We start from the raw sequence: 26,094 nt of genomic DNA on the forward strand, positions 1-26,094 counted from the left end.
CCTACTTCTACCTACCCTATAAACTCTCGAAAGTGGGGGGAGAGTGAAAAACTACATTAAAAAGTATTCCCATATTAATTTTAGAGTCAACAATTCCTTTAGGTGAACTTAATTTGAGTTTAGGTTATTGGAATAGTGGGGATACATCTTATACTCAAGCCTCAATTTTATCGGGTATATCTTTCTCTGATTTGCTTCGTAGTTTAGTTAAACAAAGGGCTTTGGAGTGGGAAGTAACTCGCAAAAAATTGGAAGCAATTGGTAAGGATGAAGCCTATATTAAAACTATGGGGGGAGTGAATGAAGAAAATTTACAAGTTTATTACAAAGAGTTAGCAGAAAAGACGGAATTAGAAGAACATCGCATTGATATTGATACTTCTAATTTACCTATTACTAAACAATACAAAACCACAGAGCAAGATTACAAGAGTTTTTATCAATATTTAGCGGTATGGCATTGTTTGGCGATCGCCATTCATGCAGATATGCTCTTTTTGGGTAATTCTTGGGAAAATACGCCTTTATTGCCTAGTTTAATACCTTATCTATTAGAAAAGTATAAAAATCATTTTCTATTAACTCCCCAATTTTGGCAGGAAGCAATCTCTGAAATTGTGACAACTTACGGGCAGTTTTACGATAGTTTAAAATCGGATGCTTCTAGTTGTTTGCCTGAAATTCGCATGAAGTTGGCATTATCTTTAGCTAATTTGCCTAATGAATATAAGTATTTAGCTTTAAAACAGTGCGATCAAGCGGTTACTGACTGGTTAGTAGCGAATAATGTACCGTCAGATAAGATTTTTGATCTCGATGATGATGATGATTGTCAAACCTTAAAGGGAATTTTTTATCAAGAAGATAAGCCTTTTTTAGATTCAATTAAGCAGTTGTTAGTAATTGTCAATGAGGCTGAGAATATTGATTTAACCAATTTAAAAAGGATTAATAGTCTTTTGGAAGGTTGGAAGCTTTTAAGTCGTTTTGGCACTATTCCAGCTTTACCACAAGTAAAAGTAGAAGTTAAATCTATTATTACTAAAAGTGTGATGACAGCCTTTGAGCGCATGGAAGAAAAAGTGCTGATGCAGGAGAAGAAGTTTGGCAAATCTCTTGAGGATCAGTTTGCAGAGTTGGAGGCGGGGTGTGAAGATGTAGATGCAGAATTAGAAGCACTACGCTGTCAGTTGCCTAGACTTTAACATACTTCCGCACGTGAAGGGCAGGGGATTCTTGTGCATGGTTCACGAAAATTCGCTTATTACCTTTGTTTTCCCATTAATAATCGTGATCGTCTCTTTGTAGCGATCTCCGATCTTGTAGTGTGATTGTGGGGACATAACAATATTATTTCCCGATATTTTTTGATCAGGAAATCAATTAAAATTATAATAAAGTTATCAAATAGCGAGTAGTGAGAATTAAACAAAATGGAAATTACCAAATTATCAAATCAAGGTCAAATAACTATTCCTCAAATATTAAGAGAGCAGTATCATTGGTAAGACGGACAGGAATTAGTAATAATTAATATGGGTGATGGAATCTTATTAAAACCGAAAAAACCTTTTAAAGAAACGACTTTAGAACAAGTTGCAGGGTGTTTAAAATATGAAGAAAAAGCGAAAACAATAGAAGAAATGGATGAAGCAATTGAGCAAGGAATAAAGGAGTTAGGTTATTAATCATTGCAGTTGATACTAATATTATTGTCAGGTTGATTACCAAAGATGATCAATTACAATATGAAAAAAGTTTACAAGTATTTAAGAGTCAAAACATTTTTATTGCTGATACAGTAATTTTAGAAACAGAATGGGTGTTACGTTTTGCTTATAAATTTAAACCAGTAGAAATTGCTCAAGCTTTAAGAAAATTATTTGGTTTACCTAATGTGTATTTAACTAATTCTACGTTAATTTTACAAATTCTTGAATGGCATGAAAATGGGTTAGATTTTGCTGATGCTTTTCACTTAGCTTTTAGTAATCATTGTAGAGAATTTTATACATTTGATGAAAAGTTGATCAAAAAATCTGAAGGTTTAGGTAATTGTATTGTTAAAAAGCCTGATTTCGATTAATATGTTTACTAAATTATCAGCGAGTTAAGCGAAATTCACCTTTACAGCAATTCTTGTTCTCATGAAATACAATGAAGGGCGCACGCCCTGCGCCCCTACAATTAGTTTCTGATAATGATGATCACCCAATTTATAGAGGTTAATCCATGCTAAAAACTGTTCAGGGAATTTATAAAGATGGAAAAATCCAACTTGCTGAAATACCAAAAGACATTCACGAAAGCACTGTATTAGTTACATTTCTAGAAAACAAAACTAGAACTTGGTCGAATCTAATTTTGCAACATCAAGGTTTTGCAGATAGTATTACCTTTGAGTCCTATCGAGACGAATTGCTGCCACCTGACGAAACCATATTTTCAGTTTAATATTTTTAATTGAATTTATGCAATATTTACTTGATACTTGTGTAGTCAGTGATTTTGTCAAAGGTGATCCAAATACATTACAACGACTAAAACTGATTTCCCCTGACGATATTTCTATTTCCGCAGTAACATCAATGGAATTGAAGTATGGATTAGCAATAAATCCCCAACGAGCCATCAAAATTAGACCACTGATTATATCGTTTCTTAATTCTGTGACAATTTTACCTTTTGCAGAAGCAGAAGCAGAACAAACTGCTCAAATCAGGAGTTTTCTCAAACAGGCAGGAACTCCGATAGGTGCTTACGATGTCCTCATTGCCGCAACTGCAATCACCCATAAACTAATTATTGTAACTGCTAACGTTCGGGAATTTGAAAGAATCCCAAACCTGCAAATTGAGAACTGGCGAGATTAACAAGGGATTTCTTGTGGCACAATTGATATTAATAATGATTACCAAATCGGTTGAGGTTAATTCATGCTAAAAACTATTCAGAGCATTACAGAGATGAATAAACTCAGAAAAAAGGTAGTACAACGTTTGGAAGTTATCCCTGATGATAAATTACAAGAAGTTCTTAGCTTTTTAAATTATCTGGTTTGGCAAAGCGAAAATCCTCAAACCCAAGAAGATATAGACTGGTTAGAAAGTGACTTATCAAGGTTAGAAAAATATGAACCTTATGAATGGCAAGAAGGAGAATTAGAAGAGGGGATACTCGTTAAAATTATCGCTGAAACAGGAAAAGTCTTCAAAAATAATTAAAGTAAATCATCTTCTGTTAAATCAGCTTGTTTCATCAGACTTTTGAGAGTACCTATCTTTAAGTCTTTATTTCCGTGAATAGGAATTATCACGGATTTACTATCTTTATAGTATTTAAAATGGCTACCATTAACATCAACTAATATCCAACCTTTTTTATTCAGGATATTAGCTAATCTTTTTCCTGAAATTGATTTCATAAAGTAAGTTCTAATATTTGTCCAGATGGATTTTGATTAGGAATTGGTCTCAGATATAATTCAATTGCTTCTCTAAGATTGTTTTCTAATTCTTCCTTCGTATCACCCTCCGTAACACATCCTGGCAATGCTGGAACTTCCGCCCAAAAACCGCCTTCTTCTGCTTCATGTATGATTACTTGAATTTTCATAATTTATTCCGTTTAACTAGTTAATTCAATTATACCCAATTAAGGATGGATTGGACACGCAAATAATTAAGAGGACAATTATTTACGTTCACCTACTTATTATCCATTTGATTAAAAAATAAAATACTTCAAATTCCATGACTTTTGCCAATTACCCAATTACGTCGAAAAAACCGCGCTAGTGCTGATTCTTCCAAAGATAAATAAATCGGTCTACCATGAGGACAGGTGCGCGGGTTGCGGGTACGTTGCCAATTATCTAATAAGGTTTGCATTTCTGGTAAACTCATTTTTGTGCCATTGCGAATTGCACTCCGACAAGCAACAGCAACTTGAGCAGTTTGTAAATCTCCTCCCCAACTTAATTCTAAAATTGCATCAGCATAATCTTCCCGTTGTTTTAACATTATAGGAATATTACGCACTGCCCAAAGGTTATCACCAAATGGTTCTATATCTAAACCAATGCGTTGTAATTGGGAAACCTGGGCTGGTGATAATTGATAAATAATAATTGGGGTTTCTACAGCTACTAATTGCCAACTATCACATAATTGTTCATATAATACTCTTTCATGGGCTATATGTTGTTCTACTAACCACATTCCTCCTGAATGTTCAGCTACAATATAGGTATTGCTGAGTTGGGCAACAGCTTTTAAATAAGTTTGATTTTCACTGGGTTGAGAATTTTGAGGATTGAAATTATATTCACCTTTTGATTCTGCGACTTTCAATAAGTTACTAACTCTGGTTGTGTGAACAGATTCTTTTATATTGGTTTCTGAAATTCGCAGGGATTTGTGAATAGATTCAGTAATTTGTTCTTGCCAAAAAGTTAGTTCATTCAGATAAATTTCTGTTTTGGCTGGGTTACGATTCCAGTTAATTTGTTCTGGAGAAATCGTTAAATGTAAAAAACAAACTGGATAGCGATCGCGTGGTAATGTCTTATGAAAGGCTGAAAGTATTGTCTGCTCTAATTCTGGCGTTTTAATCATTCTGCCATTAATTGCCACTTTTACCCAATCAGGACGATGACGATGGCATCTATCCGGTAATCCTATCACCAAATGCAAAGACGAATTTTCCAGATTTGGTATTTGTAAATTCACCTCATGTAAATCACTTTGTCGCACCTGGGGGAGAATTTGGGGAATCAGTTTTCCCACAGTTGGTGCGGGACAAATCGTAAACCATTCTTTGTCATTTTGCCAAACTTGATAATTAACATGAGGATGACACAAAGCTATTTGTTGAATGACATTTTGTACAGCCTTTAATTGCTGATTTGTCGCCGGTAAACCCTGACGACGAGGCTCATAATTAGCAAATAAATTATTAACTGTGACTACCGTACCCGGTGCGATCGCTACCACTTCTACTTGTGATACTATTCCTTCATTATTATAAGCAACTCGCCAACCTTCACTTCCCCCCAAAGGACGACTTAAAACTTCTAAATCTGCCAAAGTTGTTAAACTATGTAGCGCCTCACCACGAAACCCCAAACTGCTGATTTTCCATAAATCTGCACTCGAATGAATCTTACTGGTACTGTGTGCAGTTGCAGCTTGTTGTAAATCATCCAAATTCATGCCACAACCATTATCAGCCACACGAACTCGCCACATTTGCGGCCATAAAGAAACGACAATGCGCGTTGCTCCAGCATCTAGGGAATTTTCCACCAACTCTCTGACAACAGCCACCAAAGAATCAATTACTTCTCCTGCCGTAATCAAATATACAACTTCTGTTGGTAAAGCTTGAATAGTAGATGCCATTATGAATAATTAAAAATTAAAAATTAAAACTTGTCTTACTGTGCAGAGAATTAGCTTACAATATTATGATCACAAAATTATCATTTCTAAAATCTGCTGTGATCCTAAAGAAATACGAATTAAGAAGGGATATTTGGTAAATTTCTGATTAGATTATCCCCAGAAAAAGCTTATGAGTATTAATTTAGTTGCTGATGTTCAAGACTTAAAAACCAGTCTCGAATGGGGTCAACCTGCTTTCACAATTATTGATGTGCGCGATCGCTCAAAGTACAATTATAGCCGCATCACCGGAGCAATTTCCATCCCCCTCAATGACTTGGAATCTCGCGCCCAAACTTCCCTCCACAGAGAACGCCAAATCTACATTTACGGCGAAAATGACAGCCAATCAGCCCAAGCTGTGAGAACCCTACAATTCCTCGGTTTTACCGCCGTAGCCGAACTCAGCGGTGGCATAAAAGCCTGGAAAACCATCGGTGGCGCTACAGAAGGGGTAGAGGGTTAAAAGGAGTTGGGGAGGTTGGGGAGGTAGCGGATAAAAGAATTTTATCTCCCCCCACTCCCCCTACTCCCCCCACTCCCTACCTCAACAACCCAGTTAACAAAGATGCCGGACGTTGACTGTGAGGCCAAGCAAAAGCATGACGGAAAGCTGCATCTTGACAAGCTTGTAACTGTTGAAAATTGATAATGTCGTAAGTCAAAAGATTTTCATATTCAAAGGGGAGACGCACATTATGTAAGCCCGCATTATCCGTACAAATAGCGATATCCACCCCAGCTTCAAAACAGCGGTCAAAAACCAACTTCAGTTGCCGAATATCCTGCAAAGTCCCTGTTTTTAAATAAGTTGTCGGACAAACCTCTAAACATTGTCCTCTTCTAGCAACTTCTGGCAGTAACTCAGGATACAAGAGCGGAACTTGGATACCGTGACCAATTCGCATTAAATAGGGCAACAATTCAGGATAACAACCATCTTTGGTTTCATAAAGATGCCCCGTAGTGTTAATACCCAGCGAATGGGCATAATTATATAAACTAATCCATTCTTCCATTCTTTCGGCATAATAGCGATCGCCACCAGCCAAATCTATCGCACAAACATACTTTCTATTTTGTGCCGCCAAATCAATAATTGCCTTATTTACCTCAAAAGATAAACGGGAGTGCATACAAAGAATTTGACCAGTCACAATCGGATATTCCGGTAAATAACTAGATTTACCTACAATATCCACAATTTCCGCCATTTTATCAATTCTTTCACCTTGATTCAAATGTTCAGGAGTTCGCAAATAGGGAGTATAGCGTAATTCCAAATAAGCCAAATTCTCAAAAATATAAGCACCACGTAATAAACGGTAAATAAAGTAAGGTAAAGTCTCCACCGTTTGCACACTTTCCACAAGAGTATGCAATTCTAGATATTCATCTAAAGTATTACGAGGACGAGTATAAAAATCTTCAAACTCTGCATATTCACCAAAGCGAGAAATCAACTCAGAATTATGACGCTGGAAATATCGCCATAGTACACGAGGTACAACTGAACCACCTAAATGCCGATGCAATTCTGCGTATAAAGCCATAGTGGTATTTTGCCAAGAAAATTTCACTAATTGTAACAAAAACTTCCCGAAAAAAAATCGTCTGACTCAAATACCGTTAATTAACCCCTTTGCCAAAACTGCTGGAGGATTTCCCCTGGTTTTCTATCCCAAGTGTCAATATGCTCATATATCAAACCATCTGTATTCAATTTGTAAGTTGAATAGCCATTAAAAAATAACTTTGCTTGCCAAGGAACACGCAAAACACCTCGAACTGTCCATGTAGCTATAATTGTGTCATGATCAAACTCAGATACATCATGTAAATCAAAAGCAATTTCGGTAAAAAATAACCGTGCATGAAATCGTAAAGTCCAAAAGATTAACCGATAGTTAAATTTACCTTTAAATTTATTAACTGGATCACGAAAATAGATATCATTTGTGTATATTTCATAAGAAATATCCTGCTCAAATAGTGTAGGTAGATCCTGTTGCAGAGTTGTAATTAACTGTTTTATCCGTAACTTAGATTTCATGTGATTTGTATTTAGTAATATGATGGACTATTCCCCGTTACCTATTCCCCATTACTGATTTATAAAAAGAAATATCAAGCTTGTAGTTTAAATCAACATTTTTCAGCTAATTAGTGAGATAATGGATTCGTGAGGTAAAGAACGGACATAACTATATTGTGAGAGGGGGAAACTTTATGAAACTTCAACTATTAGCCGCTATGGCCTTGATAACTCCCCTGTTTCTAGCTAATTCAGTTCAAGCTGGAAGCCAAAAAGATTTACAGAAACTTTTGTCAACTAGAGAATGTATCCAGTGTAACCTATCAGGACTCAACCTCAGTGGTACTCATCTAATTGGTGCAGACTTACGAGGCGCAAATCTTCAGGGTGCTAACCTTACAAATGCTAACTTAGAAGGTGCTGACCTAACTGGGGCAAACTTAGCAGGTGCTAATTTAACATCAGCTTTTCTTACCAACGTCAATTTCAAAAAAGCCAACTTAAACAGCGCAAATCTTACCCGCGCCACAATCAATGATTCCAATGTCTATCAAGCATCAATGGACAATCTTAACATTACTGATGCTGGTATATATAACACAGGCATCGGTATTGGTGGCGAAGATGGAGCTATGTTGCGTGATTGGGATTAAGTAGATATACTCAATACGGATTTAATTATTTGATTTAAGTAGGGGTTTAGCACTGCTAAACCCCTAAAATTCTAGTTTTTTCGTGATTTTACAAAAGCCCATGTCCCAACCATTTTGAGTATAAATTGAGAAAAATCTAAAAAAGAGGCTATAGATAATTAAATTGTCTATAACCTCAACCTAAATCTTGTTATCAAACTAACTGATTAAGCAAAGGCCGCTTTCTTTAAAACATCCACCTTATCAGTGCGTTCCCAAGGTAAATCCAAATCAGTTCTTCCCAAATGACCATAAGCCGCAACGTCCTGATAAAAACGTCCGCCTCTTTCACTTGGTAAGTTACGTAAATTGAACACATGGATAATTCCCGCTGGCCGGAGTTCAAAGTTATCCTTGACCAAATTCAACAGAATTTCATCATCAACTTTACCTGTACCAAAAGTATCAACAAAGATACTCACAGGACGCGCCACACCAATGGCGTAACTTAGCTGCACTTCACATTTTTCTGCTAACCCAGCCGCAACAATATTTTTTGCTGCATAACGAGCCGCATAAGCTGCGGAACGGTCTACTTTCGTGGGATCTTTACCGGAAAAAGCTCCGCCACCATGTCGAGAATAACCACCGTAGGTATCAACAATAATTTTCCGTCCTGTTAAACCGGAATCTCCTTGTGGTCCACCAATCACAAACTTACCAGTGGGGTTAACCAAGAACTTAGTCTCTTGACTTGGTTTCACAGTAATATCACCAAATATAGGTTCTACTACTTCTGTCCACAGGTCAGCTTTAATCTTAGCCTGTACCTCAGCATCATCGCTAATATCCCCAATATTAGCTGTATGTTGGGTAGAAATTAAGATCGTGTCAATCCCTACAGGCTTGCCATCTTCATAAACTATGGTAACTTGGGTTTTACCATCAGGACGCAGATAAGGGAGAATACCAGCCTTACGAACTCCCGCTAATCTTCGGGCAATGCGGTGAGCTAAACTGATGGGTAAAGGCATAAGTTCTGGGGTTTCGTTACAAGCAAAACCAAACATGATACCTTGATCACCAGCACCAATTTTATCGAATAGCTCTTCACTATCCTCTGTTCTGGCTTCTTTAGCAGTATTTACACCTTGAGCAATATCCGCTGATTGTTCATCCAAAGCAATTAGAACACTAGCACTATTCGCAGAGAAGCCGTTATCAGCGTCAGTATAGCCAATTTCCGCAATCTTTTTACGGGCAAGATTAACGTAATTAACATGAGCTTTAGTGGTAATTTCTCCGGTAATTAGCACCAAACCAGTATTAACTACAACTTCTGCTGCTACACGGCTATTGGGGTCTTCTGCCAATAGCGCATCAATAATGGTATCCGAAATTTGATCACAAATTTTATCTGGATGACCTTCTGTAACTGACTCGGAAGTAAATAAATAGCGTCGAGACAAAGGAATTTCCTCCTGATAGATTCTTTTCACCAATGAAATACATTAGTTACTAATTTCTGAAATCATAACAATATTTACAGTTTTTGGAATAAGTATCTTTTATCTCAGTACGTCAATAATCACAGGTATGAAAAAATGCACATTCTTCGTAAACTCTGCCTAGAAGTTAGGATAATTCATTAAACGCAGATAAACGCAGATAAACGCAGATGTAAGATATTGGCAGTTTTTGATTCTATTTGGAAATAGAAAATTTTCCCCAGATCATTTATGATTCCTCTATATCAAATGATATTAAGCAATTTTTTGATAAACAACATTAATTTTAGGTTGAGATTTATCTGGCTGTTGATTTGTTGTCAAATTTAGTATCAAATTTTTCCGCTTCCATAATTATCACTCATCTATTAAATCAGCAATTAGATGGTCATAAATATCTTGCCACAGGGTTAAATGTTCTTGAAAGTTGAGAATTACAGCTATTTGTTGACCTTGAATATCAGTTAAAAAATGAATATTACCAAGGTGAGGATATTGATTAATTACTGTTTCCCAAAGTTGTTGATGGGATAGTAAATCTATAAATACTCCTGTTCTTCTATTTTTTTTGTCTGTTAAAAACTGAATACCTTGTAATTTAGGTAAATTATTATTTTGATACGCTTGATAATATTTACCTCTCACTCCTTGACTGAAATCATATTCTTCTAACATTTCAGTATCTTGTGGTTGATTAATCTTGGTTTTGTTCATAAAACCTCGCGGTATGCGGGAAACTCAGTGGCTTTAGCCCTGAGAGGGAAGCGACACGAGTGAATTTATTCACTGTGGTATTTAAATGCTGATTTTTGAATGGATATAATCCCGGGAACACCTAATCACTAAAATCAGCTTAAATCAAATCGAATTGCTATATAATAATAAAAAAATAATCTGCGTTTATCCGCGTTCATCTGCGTTTAATACCTACTTCTTGTCCCTGACTGAAATAGAAATTGCTATCATCTAAAATCTATTTTTAAACATTCTTGTATAGTCAACATAAAAAAAGAGGGAACATATTCACCTGTTCCCCCTAATCTTTGACACAAAGACTGCTGTTTTAGACTTGAACCGCTAGTTTTGCTTCTTTAGCTGTCAATCGCTCATAAGCAGCACGCATTTTCAAACCTGTTAATACTTGGAATAAACCAGTACCATTGTTAGAACCTGGATATTCACGGTGTTGTAGTAACAAGTGAGTCATCTCACCTTGATATTTGGTGGATGTTTTGCTCAGATGAGTTTCGATGTAAATAATTTCATCGAGGTTATCAAATTGACCGTCTACTTCCAAAACTGAGACATAACGACCATAGTAAACATCAGAACCGTAGTAAAGCTGCATACCGGGGTAAGAACAGGTCAGTTTACGTCCACAAGGAGTCCACTGAATCGTTGAACCTTCATCAAACAGGTAGCTTGGCTCAAGGCCTTCTTTACCTTCCCGTTGTAACATCCGTACCCGCAAAACTTTACGTTCTGTATCGTTTTTAATTAAATTTGTGGGTAATACTTGCAGAACCACATCAGCAAATTCTCTTTGTGGTTCGATGAATTTTTCAAAATCGGGTTTACGAGAATTGATTTGTGCCAAAACATCTTCATAGCGGTGGCCTCTTTCAGCCATATCGCGTTGAATTTTCCAAGCAATTTTGACTTCATCGCTGATATCAAAATAAACGCTGAAGTCTAGAAGCGCTCTTACTCGTTCGTCATATAAAGGATGCAGACCTTCTACAACGATAATATGATTTGGCTCAATCCATTCTGGTGGATCAATCATGCCAGTTTCGTGGTTATAAATCGGCTTATGAATTGATTGACCTTCTTTAAGAGCTTTGATTTGCTCATACATTAAGTCAAAATTATTTGCTCTGGGGTCAAGTGCAGTTATTCCTGTTTCTTTACGTTGTTTACGATCTAGGCAATGATAGTCATCTAAACAGATAACTGTCATAAATTCTTCGCCAAATAAATCAATCAACCGACGCAAAAACGTAGATTTACCGCACCCAGAGTCTCCGGCTACTCCAATTAGTACCACGCGTTCCGGCTTAGTCATAAATTTCCTCTAAAAATGTGTCAATCAATAATTTTTCTCACAACAGATTTTGAATCCAGGAGCTTAACCCAACGGTATATTCCTACGTTCTGGCTACCCAGCATAACGATGACAGATTTCAACAAATAACTTATACGCCTATAGCAGTTACTCGTCCTAATTTAGTCTAATTTTATCGCTGGTAAGTATTTAATCTTAGTGTTGCACTAGATTTTAACAGAATGGGGTGTACTCTCACAAGATTTACCTTGAGAACGAATCTAGTTCCCTAGCAATTATCTGTTTAACATTCTGCCATAGATGATACATTTTTGTAAAAGGAGTCAGGATGAAGAAGAAAGAATCAAAGCTTCTTAGTATTTAATAATACGCTGTACTTAATTTACATTGAATGTACCGTATATATAAAATTGATTATTAATAAGGTCGGTTACTGCACTGTCATGGTAAGATGGTACTGATGGTTTTAGTTCAATCCAAACTAAAGTTATAATATGCTCTTTAGGAATATTTTCACAAATGAAAGGGCTTTTTTTGCAAACCCATAATTTTTGCAGGATCAATATACAGTAGAATATTTGATCAACAAGCCTAAAACTATGTAGTTCGAGAAAAAAAGATTAAAGTGATTCACTATTAACATTCTCGCAAAGACTTATCCTCTAATTTAGAAGGTGAACAGGTGTGTTTTTTGCCATGCCTACTGGTCTTGGGCGAGTGTACTGAGCAAGGCATCATGGTAAATGATGTCGTTTTCCCAGATGGCTAGTTTTGTGATCCGAAAATCCGGTAAACTGAACCTCGCATAAGGATGGGAATGATTTTTTTGATAAACGGTTAAGTAAATATCGGAGTGTTAGAAGGAATGTACAATCAAGGTGCTGTTGAGGGTGCTGCCAGTATAGAATCAGGTAGCCGCGTCTTCATTTACGAAGTGGTGGGTCTGCGTCAGGTTGAAGAAACTGATCAAACCAACTACCAAATTCGTAGAAGTGGCAGTGTATTCATCAGAGTACCTTACAACCGCATGAATCAAGAAATGCGACGGATCACTCGCCTGGGCGGTAAAATTGTTAGTATCCAATCTGTTACAGCTTTAGAGCAACTCAATCGCAAAGTTGACTTAGCAGTTAACGAAAAAGTTGAATTGGTAAATGCTGACATTAAAGTTAGCAACGAAGTCGCGGCTGAAGTAAGTGCTAACAAAGATGAGCATGGTAAAGCCACACCTGTAAATAATGTTAGTGAAGCTAAAGGCTTTGCTAAATCACCAGCTAAGGATAAAAAAGGCAACTCCATGACTCAAGCAAAAGCTAAAAAAGATGCTCATGCTGATGTTCCTGTGAACATTTATCGTCCTAATGCTCCGTTTATTGGTAAGTGTATTTCTAATGAAACATTAGTTAAAGAGGGCGGAATTGGGATTGTTCAACATCTCAAGTTTGACCTGTCTGCTGGTAACTTGCGGTATTTAGAAGGTCAAAGTATCGGGATTATTCCTCCTGGTGTAGATAAGAATGGTAAGCCTGAAAAACTCAGACTGTATTCCATTGCTTCTACTCGTCACGGTGACAATCTCGATGATAAAACAATATCTCTGTGTGTTCGTCAGTTAGAGTACAAGCATCCAGAAACAGGTGAAACGGTTTATGGTGTTTGTTCTACCTATTTGACCAAAATCAAACCAGGTGATGATGTCAAAATCACAGGCCCTGTTGGTAAAGAAATGTTATTGCCGGAAGATCCTGAAGCTAATATCATCATGTTAGCAACAGGTACGGGTATTGCGCCGATGCGGACTTACCTGTGGCGGATGTTTAAGGATGCAGAAAGAAAAGCTAACCCAGAATATCAATTTAAAGGATTTTCTTGGTTGTTGTTTGGTGTGCCAACATCTCCCAATATTCTCTACAAGGAGGAATTGGAAGCAATGCAAGAGAAATATCCCGAAAACTTCCGTCTTACCTATGCTATCAGCCGGGAACAAAATAACCCCGCAGGTGGGAGAATGTACATCCAAGACCGGGTTGCGGAACACGCTGATGAGTTGTGGGCGTTGATTAAAGACGAAAAAACTCACACTTACATCTGTGGTTTGCGCGGTATGGAAGATGGCATTGATGCGGCTTTAAGTGGTGCTGCGGCTAAAGAAGGTGTGACTTGGAGTGATTACCAAAAGGATCTAAAAAAAGCTCACCGCTGGCACGTAGAAACATATTAATTTGGTCATTGGTCATTGGTCATTGGAAAATTAAAAGCAGATAATTAGTAGGTAGGGCTTATGGCTCTGCCTACAATTGTTTTATGTAAATTTAATGTGGGTGCAAAATCTGTGGCTGTCAAATTAGGAATACTTGGATTAGGTACAGTGGGAACGGGGACAGTACAACTGTTGCAAGACAAAGTAGGTCGTCATCCGCTGTTACAGGAAATGGAAATATATCGAGTGGGTGTGCGATCGCTCACGAAACCCCGTGCTGTAGAATTATCCCCAGAGGTGATAACTACGGATTTAGAAGCCATTGTTAATGATCCAGCCGTAGATATAGTTGTAGAGTTAATGGGGGGATTAGAACCCGCACGCACACTCATCCTCACAGCTATTAAAAATGGTAAGCACGTAGTTACCGCCAATAAAGCCGTAATTTCTCGATTTGGTGGCGAAATATTCACCGCTGCTAACCAAGCAGGTGTTTATGTGCTGCTAGAAGCCGCCGTTGGTGGTGGTATTCCTGTAATTCAACCCCTGAAGCAATCTTTAAGCGTTAACCGCATTAGCGCTATCATGGGCATTGTCAATGGTACAACCAACTACATCCTCACCAGGATGCAAACCGAAGGTAGTGAATTTGATGATGTCTTAGCAGATGCTCAGAAATTGGGTTATGCTGAGGCTGATCCGACAGCAGATGTAGATGGTTTAGATGCCGGCGATAAAATTGCTATATTGGCATCTTTAGGTTTTGATGGACGAATTAATCGGCAAGATGTCCATTGTGAAGGAATTCGCCAAGTTACAAAAACAGATATTGCCTATGCTGCTAAATTAGGATTTGTCATTAAATTACTAGGAATAGCTCAACATTTAGATCAAGATAATACCCAACTTTCAGTCAGAGTTCATCCTACCCTCATCCCCCAAACTCATCCTTTAGCTAGTATCAACGGTGTTTACAATGCCATTCTTGTGGAAGGAGAACCCATAGGCCAGGTGATGTTATTCGGTCCGGGTGCCGGGGCTGGCGCTACCGCTAGTGCTGTATCATCAGATATCTTAAATCTTGTTGCTACCCTCAAAACCAATACAGCTAAACCAAATCCTCTTCTAGCTTGTAGACATCAACATTACTCGCAAATTACCCCCATTGCTGAGTTAGTAACCCGGTTTTATGCCCGTTTCCTCAGCAAAGACCAAGCCGGAGTTATTGGTAGACTGGGAACTTGTTTTGGTAATTATGGCGTAAGTTTAGAATCAGTCGTCCAAACCGGCTTTCAGGGAGAACTAGCAGAAATTGTCGTTGTTACCCACAATGTCCGGGAAGGGGACTTTAGACAAGCTTTGGTAGAAATTCAAGCTATGGCATCAATTGACAGTATTCCCAGCGTATTACGAGTGCTTTGAAGCATAAAAAAATCCCCGACTTCTTTAAGAAGTCGGGGATCTAAGATTGTCTAAACTTATTAGTTAAGATTGAGAAGAGTTTTTACCCACAACTTGGGATTTGAGGCTGGTAATTTCGCCAGACAACTCCTGTCTGCTGGAAGCTTTGAGTAAATAGCGATAGACAAACCACACAGAGTAACCAATCCCAATTAATTCAAAGGTAGGTGCTACTAGAGGGACATCATTAAGAGCGTCTAATACAGCTAATAGTACCTTAACTGTGACTACTGCTGTCACGACTAAGCCAACACTTACAATAGGTTGCTGATATTGACCAAAGAATTTACCTACATAGTCTGGTAATGTCCCCAAAAAACCAGAAATTTGTTGTCCGTATTTCAACCATTCTTCTTGAGACTGCATAGGAGGTTGAAGTTTAGTCAAATTCCCGGTTTGGGTGTTAATTTCAGGTATGGTTGTTTCTTTAGTCTGGGTTTCTTTAAATTCTGGTTCTTGCATTTTCGTTTCCATGATTTTGAAAGTGGAGTTTCTTACTTAGATATTTACAACCAAAAGGCTGTTAATCGGTACTTTCCCTCACTAATCAGGGTGAGAGATTAGAGATTATTGGTTTATCTTACATCTAGAGTTCTTCACAGGTATGACAAAACTTTACACAAAATCCAGTAACATTAAGTTGCTAGTTGGGAAGCAAGGATAAAACTAAATAATCTCACAATATATCAAATTTTCTCAAAGTTTAGCAATTTAAGTAAATTTTTATCGTTTTTGCCCCATTATGCTGCTTTTGTATGATTCTTTGTACTGAGTTTGACGCTGACAGAATAACCCGATAACAAATTGTCCTTTTCATCATTGTTATAGTTTATGACCACAAATATTGATTTTCTTGCTCACCTTAATCCTAGTCAACGTCAAGCCGTCGAACACCACTGTGGACCATTGTTAGTGGTAGCGGGCGCTGGTTCAGGGAAAACTCGCGCGCTGACTTACCGCATTGCTAATTTGATTATTAAACATCGTGTTAATCCTGAAAATATCCTCGCGGTGACATTTACTAACAAAGCCGCTAGGGAAATGAAGGAAAAAATTCAAAGGATATTTATGGAGCAATTAGCCATGAAACAACATGGTAAAAAGTTTGATTTGCTCACAGAATATGAGAAAACCCAACTTAAATCAAAGGTTTATCGTACTATCATTAAAGATATCTGGTGTGGGACTTTTCATGGTTTATTTTCCCGCATTCTTCGCTTAGAAATTGGAAAATATCAAGATGAAAAAGGTAGACGGTGGAATACAAATTTTTCTATCTTTGATGAATCAGATGTGCAAAGTGTGATTAAAGAAATTGTCACCAAAGATTTAAATTTAGATAGTAAAAAATTTGAACCTAAATCTATTCGCTACGCCATTAGTAATGCCAAAAATCAAGGACTTTCTCCCCAACAATTTGAAAGCGAACAACCAGACTATCGCGGTAGGGTGATTGCTGATGTTTATAATCGTTATCAAGATAAACTTGCCCAAAATAATGCTTTAGATTTTGATGATTTAATTTTAATTCCTACCCGATTATTTCAACAAAATGAACAAGTTCTAGGTTATTGGCATGATAAACAATTTCGCCATATTTTGGTAGATGAATATCAAGATACCAACCGCATCCAGTATGATTTAATTCAGCTTTTAGTGACAAATGGCGAAACCCGTAAAAGTGAATGGAACTGGAAAGATCGTTCTGTGTTTGTTGTCGGTGATGCAGATCAATCTATTTACAGTTTTAGAATGGCAGATTTTACCATTTTGCTAGAATTTCAGGAGAATTTTGGCGATGGTTTAGCAGATGATGATACTCGTTCAATGGTGAAGTTAGAAGAAAATTATCGTTCATGTGAAAATATTCTCCAAGCAGCGAATGAATTAATTGAAAATAACACTCTACGCATTGATAAAGTTCTCAAAGCCACAAGAGAACCAGGAGAAGGAATTTATTGTCATAAAGCTGATGAAGAAATGGCAGAAGCAGCTTTTGTGATTAATCAAATTCGCACTTTAGAACATCAAAACCCGGAATTAAATTGGGGTAACTTTGCAATTTTATATCGAACTAATGCCCAATCTCGACCTTTTGAAGAATTATTAGTAAAATATCAAATTCCCTATACGGTTGTAGGAGGAATGAAATTTTATGACCGAAAAGAAATTAAAGATGCTGTGGCATATTTAAGGGCGATTAATAACCCAGCGGATACTGTAAGTTTATTACGAGTTATCAACACACCTCGGCGGGGAATTGGTAAATCTACTGTTGATGCTTTGGTGAATGCTTCCCAGCAGTTAGGAACAACATTATGGGAAATATTAAGTGATGAAACATCTGTAAATACTTTAGCAGGACGTTCGGCAAAAGCTGTAAATAACTTTGCGGCGATGATTCAAAATCGTCAAGAACAAATTAAAGTAGTTCCGGGTTCGGAAATTTTACAAGGCATTTTGGAAGATTCTGGTTATATTAAGGAATTGCAAGATCAAGCAACAGATGAAGCTGATAATAGAATCAGTAACGTCAATGAATTGCATAACGCTATGTTGCAATTTCAAGAAGAAAATGCTGGAGAAGATATTTCTTTACAGGCATTTTTGCAAAGTGCGGCTTTGAGTTCTGATTTAGATAATTTAAAAGAAGGACAAACAGCAGTTTCTTTAATGACTTTACACGCTTCTAAGGGTTTGGAGTTTCCTGTTGTCTTTTTGGTGGGGTTAGAACAGGGACTTTTTCCGGGTTATCGTTCGTTACAAGATCCTTCATTGTTAGAAGAGGAACGGCGTTTGTGTTATGTGGGAATTACCCGCGCTCAAGAACGGTTGTTTTTATCTCATGCGAGAGAACGGCGTTTATATGGGTCCAGAGAACCAGCAATGCGATCGCAATTTCTTGATGAAATACCAGCAGAATTATTAATTACCCAAAATAAAGTTACCCGTAGTTCAACTAAAACTACACCTGCAAACTCCAGCAAACAAAGCACTCCTGGAATTTGGCAAGTAGGTGATAGAGTATTGCATAAGTCTTTTGGACTTGGGGAAATTACTCACGTTTTTGGAGAAGGAAATAAGGTGTCTGTAGCGATTAAATTCCTGAGTTTAGGACAAAAAATCGTGGACCCCAGAGTAGCACAATTACAAAAAGTTTAATTTTGCATTAGTCCACCTAGTAGTCTGTCAATCCAAAAATGACGGGTAAAGGCGAGTAGGGGAGGTAGGGGAGGTAGGGGAGGTAGGGGAGTAGGGGAGGGAAGAACAAAAGTCATTATCCGTCAAAATGTCTTTGACAGACTACTAGATACCAAAATTTATATACATAAATTCAGTATAAAATACAACCTATAGGTTATCTACAAGCGATCGCCAAGCCCTGCTGTAAGAAGTTCGCCGAACAAAACTCCGGTTTAGTTTTATCCTGAAATAGTGGACTTAAAAAACCTCAGCCTTCCCAATAGATCAGGTTATAACCAGCATTTCTGGGGACTGATAGCGATATTTAAGCCACACGCTACGTAACTCCCGCAATAGAAACGCTTGCAAAGCGTTCCATCAATAGTTACACTTTTTAAAATATTCTCATTTTTGTTTAGCAATCACCCAAACACTCAAACAGCCAGTTCTTGACAAAAGAACTCAAACTATGGTAGTGCGTCAGTATTGCCAAACTCAAAATCAGCAATAAAAAAACTCAGAGATTCCTCTGATTGACGGTTTCCGTCATACAGAACCTCCGTAAGAAAATTGCTTTGTAAACATAACTATCCAGGAGGCTTGTAGTCAATGGGACTACCTTGGTACCGAGTACATACAGTCGTACTGAATGATCCAGGTCGGCTAATTTCTGTACACTTAATGCACACAGCTTTAGTAGCTGGTTGGGCAGGTTCAATGGCACTGTACGAACTAGCCATTTATAACCCTAGTGATCCAGTTCTCAACCCCATGTGGAGACAAGGGATGTTCGTACTTCCCTTTATGGCACGTTTAGGCGTAACCGAATCTTGGGGTGGTTGGAGCGTAACTGGTGGCACAGCAGTAGACCCCGGTTTCTGGTCATTTGAAGGCGTTGCTGCCGCTCACATCGTTCTCTCTGGTTTATTATTCTTGGCTGCCGTTTGGCACTGGGTTTTCTGGGATTTGGAACTCTTTAGAGATCCTCGCACCGGTGAACCTGCACTAGACTTGCCAAAAATGTTTGGTATTCACCTGTTCTTATCCGGTTTACTTTGTTTTGGTTTTGGTGCGTTCCACCAAACTGGACTATTTGGTCCAGGAATGTGGGTATCTGATGCCTATGGATTGACCGGCAGTATTCAGCCAGTAGCCCCAGAATGGGGTCCGGCTGGATTTAACCCCTATAATCCAGGTGGCATAGTCGCTCACCACATTGCGGCTGGTATCGTCGGTATTATTGCAGGTTTATTCCACCTCACAGTTAGACCTCCTGAAAGGCTCTACAAAGCCCTACGGATGGGTAATATTGAAACCGTACTTTCCAGCAGTATTGCTGCTGTATTCTTCGCTGCTTTCGTAGTAGCCGGAACTATGTGGTACGGTAACGCTGCTACCCCTATCGAACTGTTTGGCCCTACCCGCTACCAGTGGGATCAAGACTACTTCCGTCAAGAAATTCAGCGTCGTGTGCAAACAAGCGTTGCCGAAGGTTCTTCTTTGACCGAAGCTTGGTCGCAAATTCCTGAAAAACTGGCTTTCTACGATTATGTTGGTAATAGCCCCGCCAAAGGTGGTCTATTCCGTACAGGGGCAATGGTGAAAGGTGATGGTATTGCTGAATCTTGGCAAGGTCACGCTGTGTTCACAGATGCCGAAGGACGAGAATTAACAGTTCGTCGTCTACCTAACTTCTTTGAAACCTTCCCAGTCATTTTGACTGATAAAGATGGCGTTATCCGTGCTGACATCCCCTTCCGTCGCGCAGAATCTAGATACAGCTTTGAACAAACTGGCGTAAAAGTCCAATTCTTCGGCGGGAACCTGAATGGTCAAACCTTTACAGATCCTGCTGATGTTAAGAAGTTTGCCCGTAAAGCTCAAGGTGGAGAGATCTTTGAATTTGACAAAGAAACCTTGAATTCTGACGGTGTATTCCGCACATCTCCCAGAGGTTGGTTTACCTTTGGTCATGCTGTATTTGCTCTATTATTCTTCTTTGGCCACCTGTGGCACGGTTCACGGACAATCTACCGTGATGTATTTGCCGGTGTGGAAATTGAAGAAGAACAGGTTGAGTGGGGTCTGTTCCAGAAAGTGGGTGACAAGACAACTCGTACCCGTAAGGAAGCTTAAAATTTGGATTACGTATGGAGTAGATTTTTCTTACTTCATACTTTTTCCCAGGCTTGGTAAACTAAAATTACTGGCTCAATAGGCAGGATCGGAAAAATATGGAAAGTGTTGCTTACATCTTGGTTTTGACCTTAGCATTAGGTGTTATCTTTTTTGCGATCGCCTTCCGCGAACCCCCCCGCTTTGAGAAAAAAGATAAATAGGTTATTTATTCCCAATTTATGAGGGAATATATCTAAAAATATCCGTTGTTACTAGTGATAGTAGCAGCGGATATTTTACTTTAAGATTTCTTTCTTCTCCTGACTCCTGGCTCCTGACTCCTGACTTCTGACTCCTGAATATGATATAATTTTATGTCTGGAAGTTGATATGTGTTAAAACTAGCTATTCTAAGCTAGGATAAGACAGCAATGTAAGTGGAAATTGTCATCCCCCTACTTACATATAAACTGAATTTATGACAAAACCTTTACGGAGACTAGACCCAGGAACACATTAGCATGGTCAATCAGAACTTAACCGCTACAGAAATTGGATTTACCCACGAAGATTTCGCTGCTCTACTTGATAAATACGACTATCACTTCAGCCCTGGTGATGTCGTACCGGGTACAGTTTTCAGTATAGAGCCGCGCGGCGCTCTGATTGACATAGGTGCGAAAACCGCAGCATATATACCCATACAAGAAATGTCTATTAACCGGGTTGATGCCCCGGAAGAAGTCTTACAATCAAACGAAACACGGGAATTTTTCATCCTTACCGATGAAAATGAAGATGGTCAGCTCACCCTTTCAATTCGTCGGATTGAGTATATGCGGGCTTGGGAGCGAGTACGACAGCTACAAGCAGAAGATGCTACTGTCCGTTCTGGCGTTTTCGCAACCAATCGTGGTGGTGCATTAGTGCGAATTGAAGGACTGCGCGGCTTTATCCCCGGTTCTCATATTAGCACCCGCAAACCCAAGGAAGATTTGGTAGGCGAAGAACTGCCTTTGAAATTCCTAGAAGTAGATGAAGAGCGTAACCGCTTAGTTCTCTCCCATCGTCGAGCGCTGGTTGAGCGGAAGATGAACCGTTTGGAAGTGGGCGAAGTAGTCATTGGTACTGTTCGCGGTATCAAACCTTACGGTGCTTTCATTGACATTGGTGGCGTAAGCGGACTACTACATATCTCTGAAATTTCCCACGAGCATATTGATACTCCTCATAGCGTATTCAATGTTAATGATGAAGTGAAAGTAATGATCATTGACTTGGATGCAGAAAGGGGACGGATTTCACTGTCTACTAAACAGTTAGAACCCGAACCTGGTGACATGATCAAAAACCGTGATTTGGTTTACGATAAGGCCGAAGAAATGGCAGCTAAGTATCGGGAACAATTGCTTGCCAAACAGCAAGGCATTACTACACCTGTAGAAGCTACAGATGTGGAAGCCGTAGCTGAAGAAGTTGCACCTATGGAAACTGTAGTTGAGGAAGAAATTCCCCCAGCCACAGATATTGAAGAAGAAATCCCCGCAGCTATTGAATCATAGATTGATAATTGTCAGTGATTACAACTCAGATTGTTAAAGTATATTATGAAGAGGGAAACCCCTCTTTTTTTTTACTTACAATCTAAAATCCGCAATTAATATCAATGGGGTGAAATATTTTGGCAACTATTAAATGTAAAAACATTGCTTTTTCTAATATTGAAGCAATTTTATTTGATAAAAACGGTACCTTAGAAGATTCTGAGTCATATTTAAGAACATTGGGACAAAAAGCAGCACGGATGATAGACGCACAAATTCCTGGAATTGGCGAACCTTTATTAATGGCTTTTGGTATTAATGGCAATTTCTTAGATCCAGCAGGTTTAATATCAGTAGCCAGTCGTAGAGAAACAGAAGTTGCCGCAGCAGCTTACATTGCCGAAACTGGCAGGGGATGGTTTGAATCTTTAAAAATCGCCCGTCAAGCTTTAGAAGAAGCTGAACAATATGTTGGTAAAACTCCTTCACCTTTATTTGTAGGTAGTTTGGAGATATTAAAGTCTTTGTCAGCAGCGGGTTTAAAATTAGGAATCCTGTCAGCAGCAACGACTCAAGAAGTCAAAAAATTTGTCAATACCCACCAATTAAGCGATTATTTGCAACTGGAAAAGGGAGTTGATGAAGGTCCCAGTAAACCAGATCCAACGCTGTTTTTAGAAGCTTGTCAAGCCTTGGGAGTATCACCAGAGGCAACTTTAATGGTAGGTGATTCGATGGGTGATATGCAAATGGCGCGTGATGCTAATGCTGGCGGCTGTATTGGGATTACTTGGATTGGTAAGGCAGATAATGTTCAAGGTGCAGATGTAGTGATTAATCAACTTGATGAAATTCAGGTGATTGCATAATTACAAATGCTTGAATTTTCACTTGTACTGAGTTACAGTAGTTTTCATGTATTTAAACCAAACTCTTCACTCCTATTTGCGCCTCTGCGCCTCTGCGTGAGACAAAAAAATGTGGTTAATTAATTGAACTGCGTACAAAAAAGCGTTACCCTAAGTAGGACAAAACATAGGAGAATACCGTGACTTCCAACACCCAAATCAAAGCATTAGATGTACCTACCGCCATAGTACAACGTCGTTCCATCAAAACCTTTAAATCAGATCCTATTTCCCCAGAACTACTCAAGCAACTGGTAGAATTAACCGTAGCTGCACCCAGTAGTTTCAACGTCCAATCGTGGAGAATAGTTTTAGTGCAGGACGAAGCCCAAAAAGCAGCATTATGTGCGGCCTCTTGGAATCAAAAGCAAATTATTCAAGCGCCTGTTACCTTTGTTTTCGCTGCTGACGCTGCTGCGGGAGAACAAGATTTAACACCCATCTTAGAACAAGGTGCAGCCACTGGAGCGTGGAATGAGGGAACAGTTAATTACTTTAAATCTGCAATTCCTCAATTTCAAGCAGGGTTAGGAGACAAGCGCCGGGAATACGCCATCAAAGATGCCATGATAGCTGCGACAAATTTAGTATTAGCAGCGGAAAGTTTGGGTTTATCCACCTGTTTTATGAATGGTTGGATTGAGGAACAGGTAAAAGCTGTAATTGGTGCAGAAAATGACCCAGATATAGGTATTGCTGTTGTAGTACCTGTAGGTTATGCGGCTGAACCCCGTTTAAATCCCGGTCGTCTACCATTATCTGTTAATGTTTCTGTAGATAGACTTGATAATCCTTATCAAAGATAATTAGGGATTTGGGGATTAGGTTGGTATTTTTGATCACGGATTATACGGATTAAGGGATTTCACGGATTTTAATTTTTCGTTATGCTATAAGTCTACGCTATTATTTTTATTCTTCTAGGTTTAAACCCCGGTCGTCTACCATTATCTGTTAATGTTTCTGTAGATAGACTTGATAATCCCTATCAAGGCTAATTAGGGATTTGGGGATTAGGTTGGTATTTTTGATCACGGATTATACGGATTAAGGGATTTCACGGATTTTAATTTTTCGTTATGCTATAAGTCTACGCTATTATTTTTATTCTTCTAGGTTTAAACCCCGGTCGTCTACCATTATCTGTTAATGTTTCTGTAGATAGACTTGATAATCCCTATCAAGGCTAATTAGGGATTTGGGGATTAGGTTGGTATTTTTGAATGCAGATATGGGTTTTTAGTAGTTTTTGGGTAAGTAAATTATATTTTTGTTTCGCACAAAGGTACTAAGAAGCAAAAGCGCAAAAACAGAATGTGTGATAAATATGTGAAAATTGCTGTAAATTCAAACACTTTTTTAGATTCTTCTTTCTTCTTTCTTCTGACTCCTGACTCCTGACTCCTACTTACTATAAAAACCATATATTTCGGTTTTTTAAATTACAAAGTGATAATTTTTTATTGTACATCAATAAACATAAAAATAGTTGGTTTTGATTTAAAAATATTGTAATAGAGCCAAGATCAAAATCTGTTGTTGGCTCTCTCATTAATTCTAGAAGTTCTGCTTTTAGTTTTTTGGACAATTCATAAAAATTTACGTCTAGTAAATTCAACCTCTAACAGTGATTTAGTTTAGCTACATCCATAATTGCTGTTGTCACCATGAGGAAATAATTTGTCGGCTATACATTGCAGCAAACTCACACTAGGTTTATCAAATAATTTATTGATATCAGTGAGTGGGTATCTAGCAATTATTTAAGTCTGGCTAAGGAGTCGTAAGTCTAGGAGAATTTAATGCTGGATTTTTTCACTTCATTGAATGAGCATAATTTACCATATCCAGATCCATTGCATCCTATCGTGGTTCACTTCGTAATTGCGATGGTTTTATTTTCTGTTTTCTGTGATATTGCCGGGTATTTAACTGGTAAAACCACTTTGTTTGAAGTGAGTTGGTGGAATATGTGTATTGCCACAGTAGCTATTTTTGTGGCGATTATTTTTGGTCAATTTGAAGCTGGTTTAGCAAAACCCTACGAACTGGCTAAATCAGTATTAAATGTTCATACTCTTATCGGTTGGTCACTTTCAGGTATTATTGCTGCAATTACAGCTTGGCGTTATGTTTTGCGGAGTCGTAACTCTAAAAAACTCCCATTTCATTACATAGCTGTGGCAGTTTTATTAACAGTCCTGGTTGGGTTTCAAATATATCTTGGTGATGAACTTGTATGGGTGTATGGCTTACACACTGTACCTGTTGTGGAAGCGGTAAAGGATGGAATCTTGCCATGAATTCAGAATTACTAGACCAAATTAGTCACCAAATGGGTGCAAATGGTTTACCTTATGCCATTCCGATTCATCCTAATTTAGTACACCTAACATTAGGTTTATTCATCATTGCCATTATCTTTGATCTTTTAGGTGTATTTTTCCCCTTGGAAAAATGGTTGTTCAAGTTTTTGGGAATTAAAGTCGAGCGTTCTCAATTATTTGATGTTGGTTGGTACAACATTTTTGCTGCATCTGTTATTACATTTTTCACTGTTGGTGCAGGTTTTTATGAAATGTTGTTGGCAGCCCCACCAGCGGATATCAAAAGTCCTTGGGGAATGTTAGCAATGCCCACAATGATGTGGCATGGTGTGGGTGGTGTATTGCTATTAGCGATGATTGTTGGTATGACCTTTTGGCGAGGTTGGCAACGTTATGTTATCGGCAGATATGAAGAGCGAGAAGTACAAATTTCTTATCTGGTTGTTGGTGTAATTATTATGTTGCTGATGTATTTTCACGGCACATTAGGAGCGCACTTGGCAGCAGATTTTGGTGTTCACAATACAGCCGATAAATTACTAAGAGCCGGAAAAGACATCAATCAAATATTTGGTAATCGGTAATGGGTGATTAGTAATTGGTGATTGGTGATTAGTAAAAATTCTTGCCTAACAACTGACCACTGACCACTGACAACTGACCACTGAC

28 protein-coding genes are annotated in these 26,094 nt (G+C 38.3%); 18 read left to right on the forward strand and 10 right to left on the reverse strand.

Annotated elements, in window-relative coordinates; translation table 11 throughout:
- Positions 1-113 precede the first annotated feature (113 nt).
- The 6 genes from FJR05_RS17105 (at position 114) to FJR05_RS17130 (ending at position 3,224) form a co-directional block, all read left to right on the forward strand.
- Positions 114-1,205 carry a PspA/IM30 family protein gene (locus FJR05_RS17105; RefSeq protein ID WP_217385615.1) on the forward strand — a complete coding sequence of 364 codons (1,092 nt, stop codon included), beginning with the start codon at positions 114-116 and terminating at the stop codon, positions 1,203-1,205.
- Between the two features lie 330 nt (positions 1,206-1,535).
- Positions 1,536-1,688 carry a hypothetical protein gene (locus FJR05_RS28020; protein WP_371416906.1) on the forward strand — a complete coding sequence of 51 codons (153 nt, stop codon included), beginning with the start codon at positions 1,536-1,538 and terminating at the stop codon, positions 1,686-1,688.
- A gap of 2 nt (positions 1,689-1,690) precedes the next feature.
- The gene (locus FJR05_RS17115; RefSeq protein WP_371416907.1) at positions 1,691-2,086 is read left to right on the forward strand and encodes a type II toxin-antitoxin system VapC family toxin; all 396 of its coding nucleotides are present in this window, start codon (positions 1,691-1,693) and stop codon (positions 2,084-2,086) included.
- Between the two features lie 146 nt (positions 2,087-2,232).
- Positions 2,233-2,454, forward strand: coding sequence for a hypothetical protein (locus FJR05_RS17120; protein ID WP_168645226.1), 222 nt, complete (start codon positions 2,233-2,235; stop codon positions 2,452-2,454).
- Positions 2,455-2,471: 17 nt separating this feature from the next.
- Entirely contained in the window at positions 2,472-2,873 is a 402-nt protein-coding gene (locus FJR05_RS17125; RefSeq protein ID WP_168645227.1) for a type II toxin-antitoxin system VapC family toxin, read from the forward strand.
- A gap of 63 nt (positions 2,874-2,936) precedes the next feature.
- On the forward strand, positions 2,937-3,224 hold the full coding sequence (locus FJR05_RS17130) for a hypothetical protein (protein WP_168645228.1): 288 nt from the start codon (positions 2,937-2,939) through the stop codon (positions 3,222-3,224).
- Here the strand turns inward: FJR05_RS17130 and FJR05_RS17135 are convergent.
- The 3 genes from FJR05_RS17135 to mutL form a co-directional block, all read right to left on the reverse strand.
- Positions 3,221-3,424 carry a type II toxin-antitoxin system HicA family toxin gene (locus tag FJR05_RS17135; RefSeq protein WP_168645229.1) on the reverse strand — a complete coding sequence of 68 codons (204 nt, stop codon included), beginning with the start codon at positions 3,422-3,424 and terminating at the stop codon, positions 3,221-3,223. The two genes, FJR05_RS17130 and FJR05_RS17135, sit on opposite strands and share 4 nt — an antisense overlap.
- A complete protein-coding gene (locus FJR05_RS17140) occupies positions 3,421-3,615 on the reverse strand; it encodes a type II toxin-antitoxin system HicB family antitoxin (protein ID WP_168645230.1) in 195 nt (64 codons plus the stop codon). The genes FJR05_RS17135 and FJR05_RS17140 overlap by 4 nt, the downstream gene beginning before the upstream one ends.
- 128 nt (positions 3,616-3,743) lie before the next feature.
- Positions 3,744-5,402: a DNA mismatch repair endonuclease MutL gene (gene mutL, locus FJR05_RS17145; protein ID WP_168645231.1), complete on the reverse strand. Its 1,659-nt coding sequence runs from the start codon at positions 5,400-5,402 to the stop codon at positions 3,744-3,746.
- 172 nt (positions 5,403-5,574) lie between these two features.
- Between mutL and FJR05_RS17150 the strand changes: the two genes are divergently transcribed.
- Positions 5,575-5,910 carry a rhodanese-like domain-containing protein gene (locus tag FJR05_RS17150; RefSeq protein WP_168645232.1) on the forward strand — a complete coding sequence of 112 codons (336 nt, stop codon included), beginning with the start codon at positions 5,575-5,577 and terminating at the stop codon, positions 5,908-5,910.
- A 76-nt stretch (positions 5,911-5,986) separates the two neighbouring features.
- Here FJR05_RS17150 and FJR05_RS17155 read toward each other — a convergent pair whose 3' ends face one another.
- Both FJR05_RS17155 and FJR05_RS17160 read right to left on the reverse strand, forming a co-directional pair.
- The gene (locus FJR05_RS17155; protein ID WP_168645233.1) at positions 5,987-6,997 is read right to left on the reverse strand and encodes an adenosine deaminase; all 1,011 of its coding nucleotides are present in this window, start codon (positions 6,995-6,997) and stop codon (positions 5,987-5,989) included.
- 80 nt (positions 6,998-7,077) lie between these two features.
- Entirely contained in the window at positions 7,078-7,497 is a 420-nt protein-coding gene (locus tag FJR05_RS17160) for a DUF2358 domain-containing protein (protein WP_168645234.1), read from the reverse strand.
- A 176-nt stretch (positions 7,498-7,673) separates the two neighbouring features.
- On the opposite strand from FJR05_RS17160, the gene FJR05_RS17165 reads away from it, so the two are divergent.
- Positions 7,674-8,132 (forward strand): pentapeptide repeat-containing protein, encoded by a 459-nt coding sequence (locus FJR05_RS17165; protein WP_168645235.1) that lies wholly within the window; start codon positions 7,674-7,676, stop codon positions 8,130-8,132.
- A 206-nt stretch (positions 8,133-8,338) separates the two neighbouring features.
- On the opposite strand, the gene metK is transcribed toward FJR05_RS17165, so the two are convergent.
- From metK to FJR05_RS17180, 3 genes are all read right to left on the reverse strand, one after another.
- On the reverse strand, positions 8,339-9,580 hold the full coding sequence (gene metK, locus FJR05_RS17170; protein ID WP_168645236.1) for a methionine adenosyltransferase: 1,242 nt from the start codon (positions 9,578-9,580) through the stop codon (positions 8,339-8,341).
- Positions 9,581-9,976: 396 nt separating this feature from the next.
- A complete protein-coding gene (locus FJR05_RS17175; RefSeq protein ID WP_168645225.1) occupies positions 9,977-10,333 on the reverse strand; it encodes a hypothetical protein in 357 nt (118 codons plus the stop codon).
- A 349-nt stretch (positions 10,334-10,682) separates the two neighbouring features.
- Positions 10,683-11,684, reverse strand: coding sequence for a phosphoribulokinase (locus FJR05_RS17180; RefSeq protein WP_168645237.1), 1,002 nt, complete (start codon positions 11,682-11,684; stop codon positions 10,683-10,685).
- 865 nt (positions 11,685-12,549) lie between these two features.
- Here FJR05_RS17180 and petH point away from each other — a divergent pair.
- Together petH and FJR05_RS17190 are read left to right on the forward strand one after the other, a co-directional pair.
- The gene (petH, locus tag FJR05_RS17185; RefSeq protein ID WP_168645238.1) at positions 12,550-13,905 is read left to right on the forward strand and encodes a ferredoxin--NADP reductase; all 1,356 of its coding nucleotides are present in this window, start codon (positions 12,550-12,552) and stop codon (positions 13,903-13,905) included.
- 111 nt (positions 13,906-14,016) lie between these two features.
- Entirely contained in the window at positions 14,017-15,306 is a 1,290-nt protein-coding gene (locus FJR05_RS17190; protein WP_168645267.1) for a homoserine dehydrogenase, read from the forward strand.
- Between the two features lie 63 nt (positions 15,307-15,369).
- Here the strand turns inward: FJR05_RS17190 and FJR05_RS17195 are convergent, their stop codons facing one another.
- The gene (locus tag FJR05_RS17195) at positions 15,370-15,807 is read right to left on the reverse strand and encodes a CAAD domain-containing protein (RefSeq protein WP_168645268.1); all 438 of its coding nucleotides are present in this window, start codon (positions 15,805-15,807) and stop codon (positions 15,370-15,372) included.
- Between the two features lie 369 nt (positions 15,808-16,176).
- Between FJR05_RS17195 and pcrA the strand changes: the two genes are divergently transcribed.
- The 6 genes from pcrA (at position 16,177) to FJR05_RS17225 (ending at position 23,904) form a co-directional block, all read left to right on the forward strand.
- A complete protein-coding gene (gene pcrA, locus FJR05_RS17200; protein WP_168645239.1) occupies positions 16,177-18,507 on the forward strand; it encodes a DNA helicase PcrA in 2,331 nt (776 codons plus the stop codon).
- A 630-nt stretch (positions 18,508-19,137) separates the two neighbouring features.
- Entirely contained in the window at positions 19,138-20,664 is a 1,527-nt protein-coding gene (gene psbB / locus FJR05_RS17205) for a photosystem II chlorophyll-binding protein CP47 (protein WP_168645240.1), read from the forward strand.
- Positions 20,665-20,762: 98 nt separating this feature from the next.
- Positions 20,763-20,867: a photosystem II reaction center protein T gene (locus FJR05_RS17210; RefSeq protein ID WP_168645241.1), complete on the forward strand. Its 105-nt coding sequence runs from the start codon at positions 20,763-20,765 to the stop codon at positions 20,865-20,867.
- Positions 20,868-21,167: 300 nt separating this feature from the next.
- Positions 21,168-22,208, forward strand: a complete 1,041-nt coding sequence (locus tag FJR05_RS17215; RefSeq protein WP_168645242.1) for a 30S ribosomal protein S1 — start codon at positions 21,168-21,170, stop codon at positions 22,206-22,208.
- Between the two features lie 119 nt (positions 22,209-22,327).
- Entirely contained in the window at positions 22,328-23,059 is a 732-nt protein-coding gene (locus tag FJR05_RS17220; RefSeq protein ID WP_168645243.1) for an HAD family hydrolase, read from the forward strand.
- 179 nt (positions 23,060-23,238) lie between these two features.
- Positions 23,239-23,904 (forward strand): nitroreductase family protein, encoded by a 666-nt coding sequence (locus FJR05_RS17225; protein WP_168645244.1) that lies wholly within the window; start codon positions 23,239-23,241, stop codon positions 23,902-23,904.
- Between the two features lie 456 nt (positions 23,905-24,360).
- On the opposite strand, the gene FJR05_RS17230 is transcribed toward FJR05_RS17225, so the two are convergent.
- Positions 24,361-24,522, reverse strand: a complete 162-nt coding sequence (locus FJR05_RS17230) for a hypothetical protein (RefSeq protein ID WP_168645245.1) — start codon at positions 24,520-24,522, stop codon at positions 24,361-24,363.
- A gap of 378 nt (positions 24,523-24,900) precedes the next feature.
- Between FJR05_RS17230 and FJR05_RS17235 the strand changes: the two genes are divergently transcribed.
- Together FJR05_RS17235 and FJR05_RS17240 are read left to right on the forward strand one after the other, a co-directional pair.
- Positions 24,901-25,401 (forward strand): DUF2231 domain-containing protein, encoded by a 501-nt coding sequence (locus FJR05_RS17235; RefSeq protein ID WP_168645246.1) that lies wholly within the window; start codon positions 24,901-24,903, stop codon positions 25,399-25,401.
- Complete coding sequence (locus tag FJR05_RS17240) at positions 25,398-26,009, forward strand: DUF2231 domain-containing protein (protein WP_168645247.1); 612 nt, start codon at positions 25,398-25,400, stop codon at positions 26,007-26,009. The genes FJR05_RS17235 and FJR05_RS17240 overlap by 4 nt, the downstream gene beginning before the upstream one ends.
- The last annotated feature ends 85 nt before the right edge of the window (positions 26,010-26,094 follow it).

The sequence above is a fragment of the Dolichospermum sp. UHCC 0259 genome (assembly GCF_009711935.1).
Taxonomy (GTDB): Bacteria; Cyanobacteriota; Cyanobacteriia; order Cyanobacteriales; family Nostocaceae; genus Dolichospermum.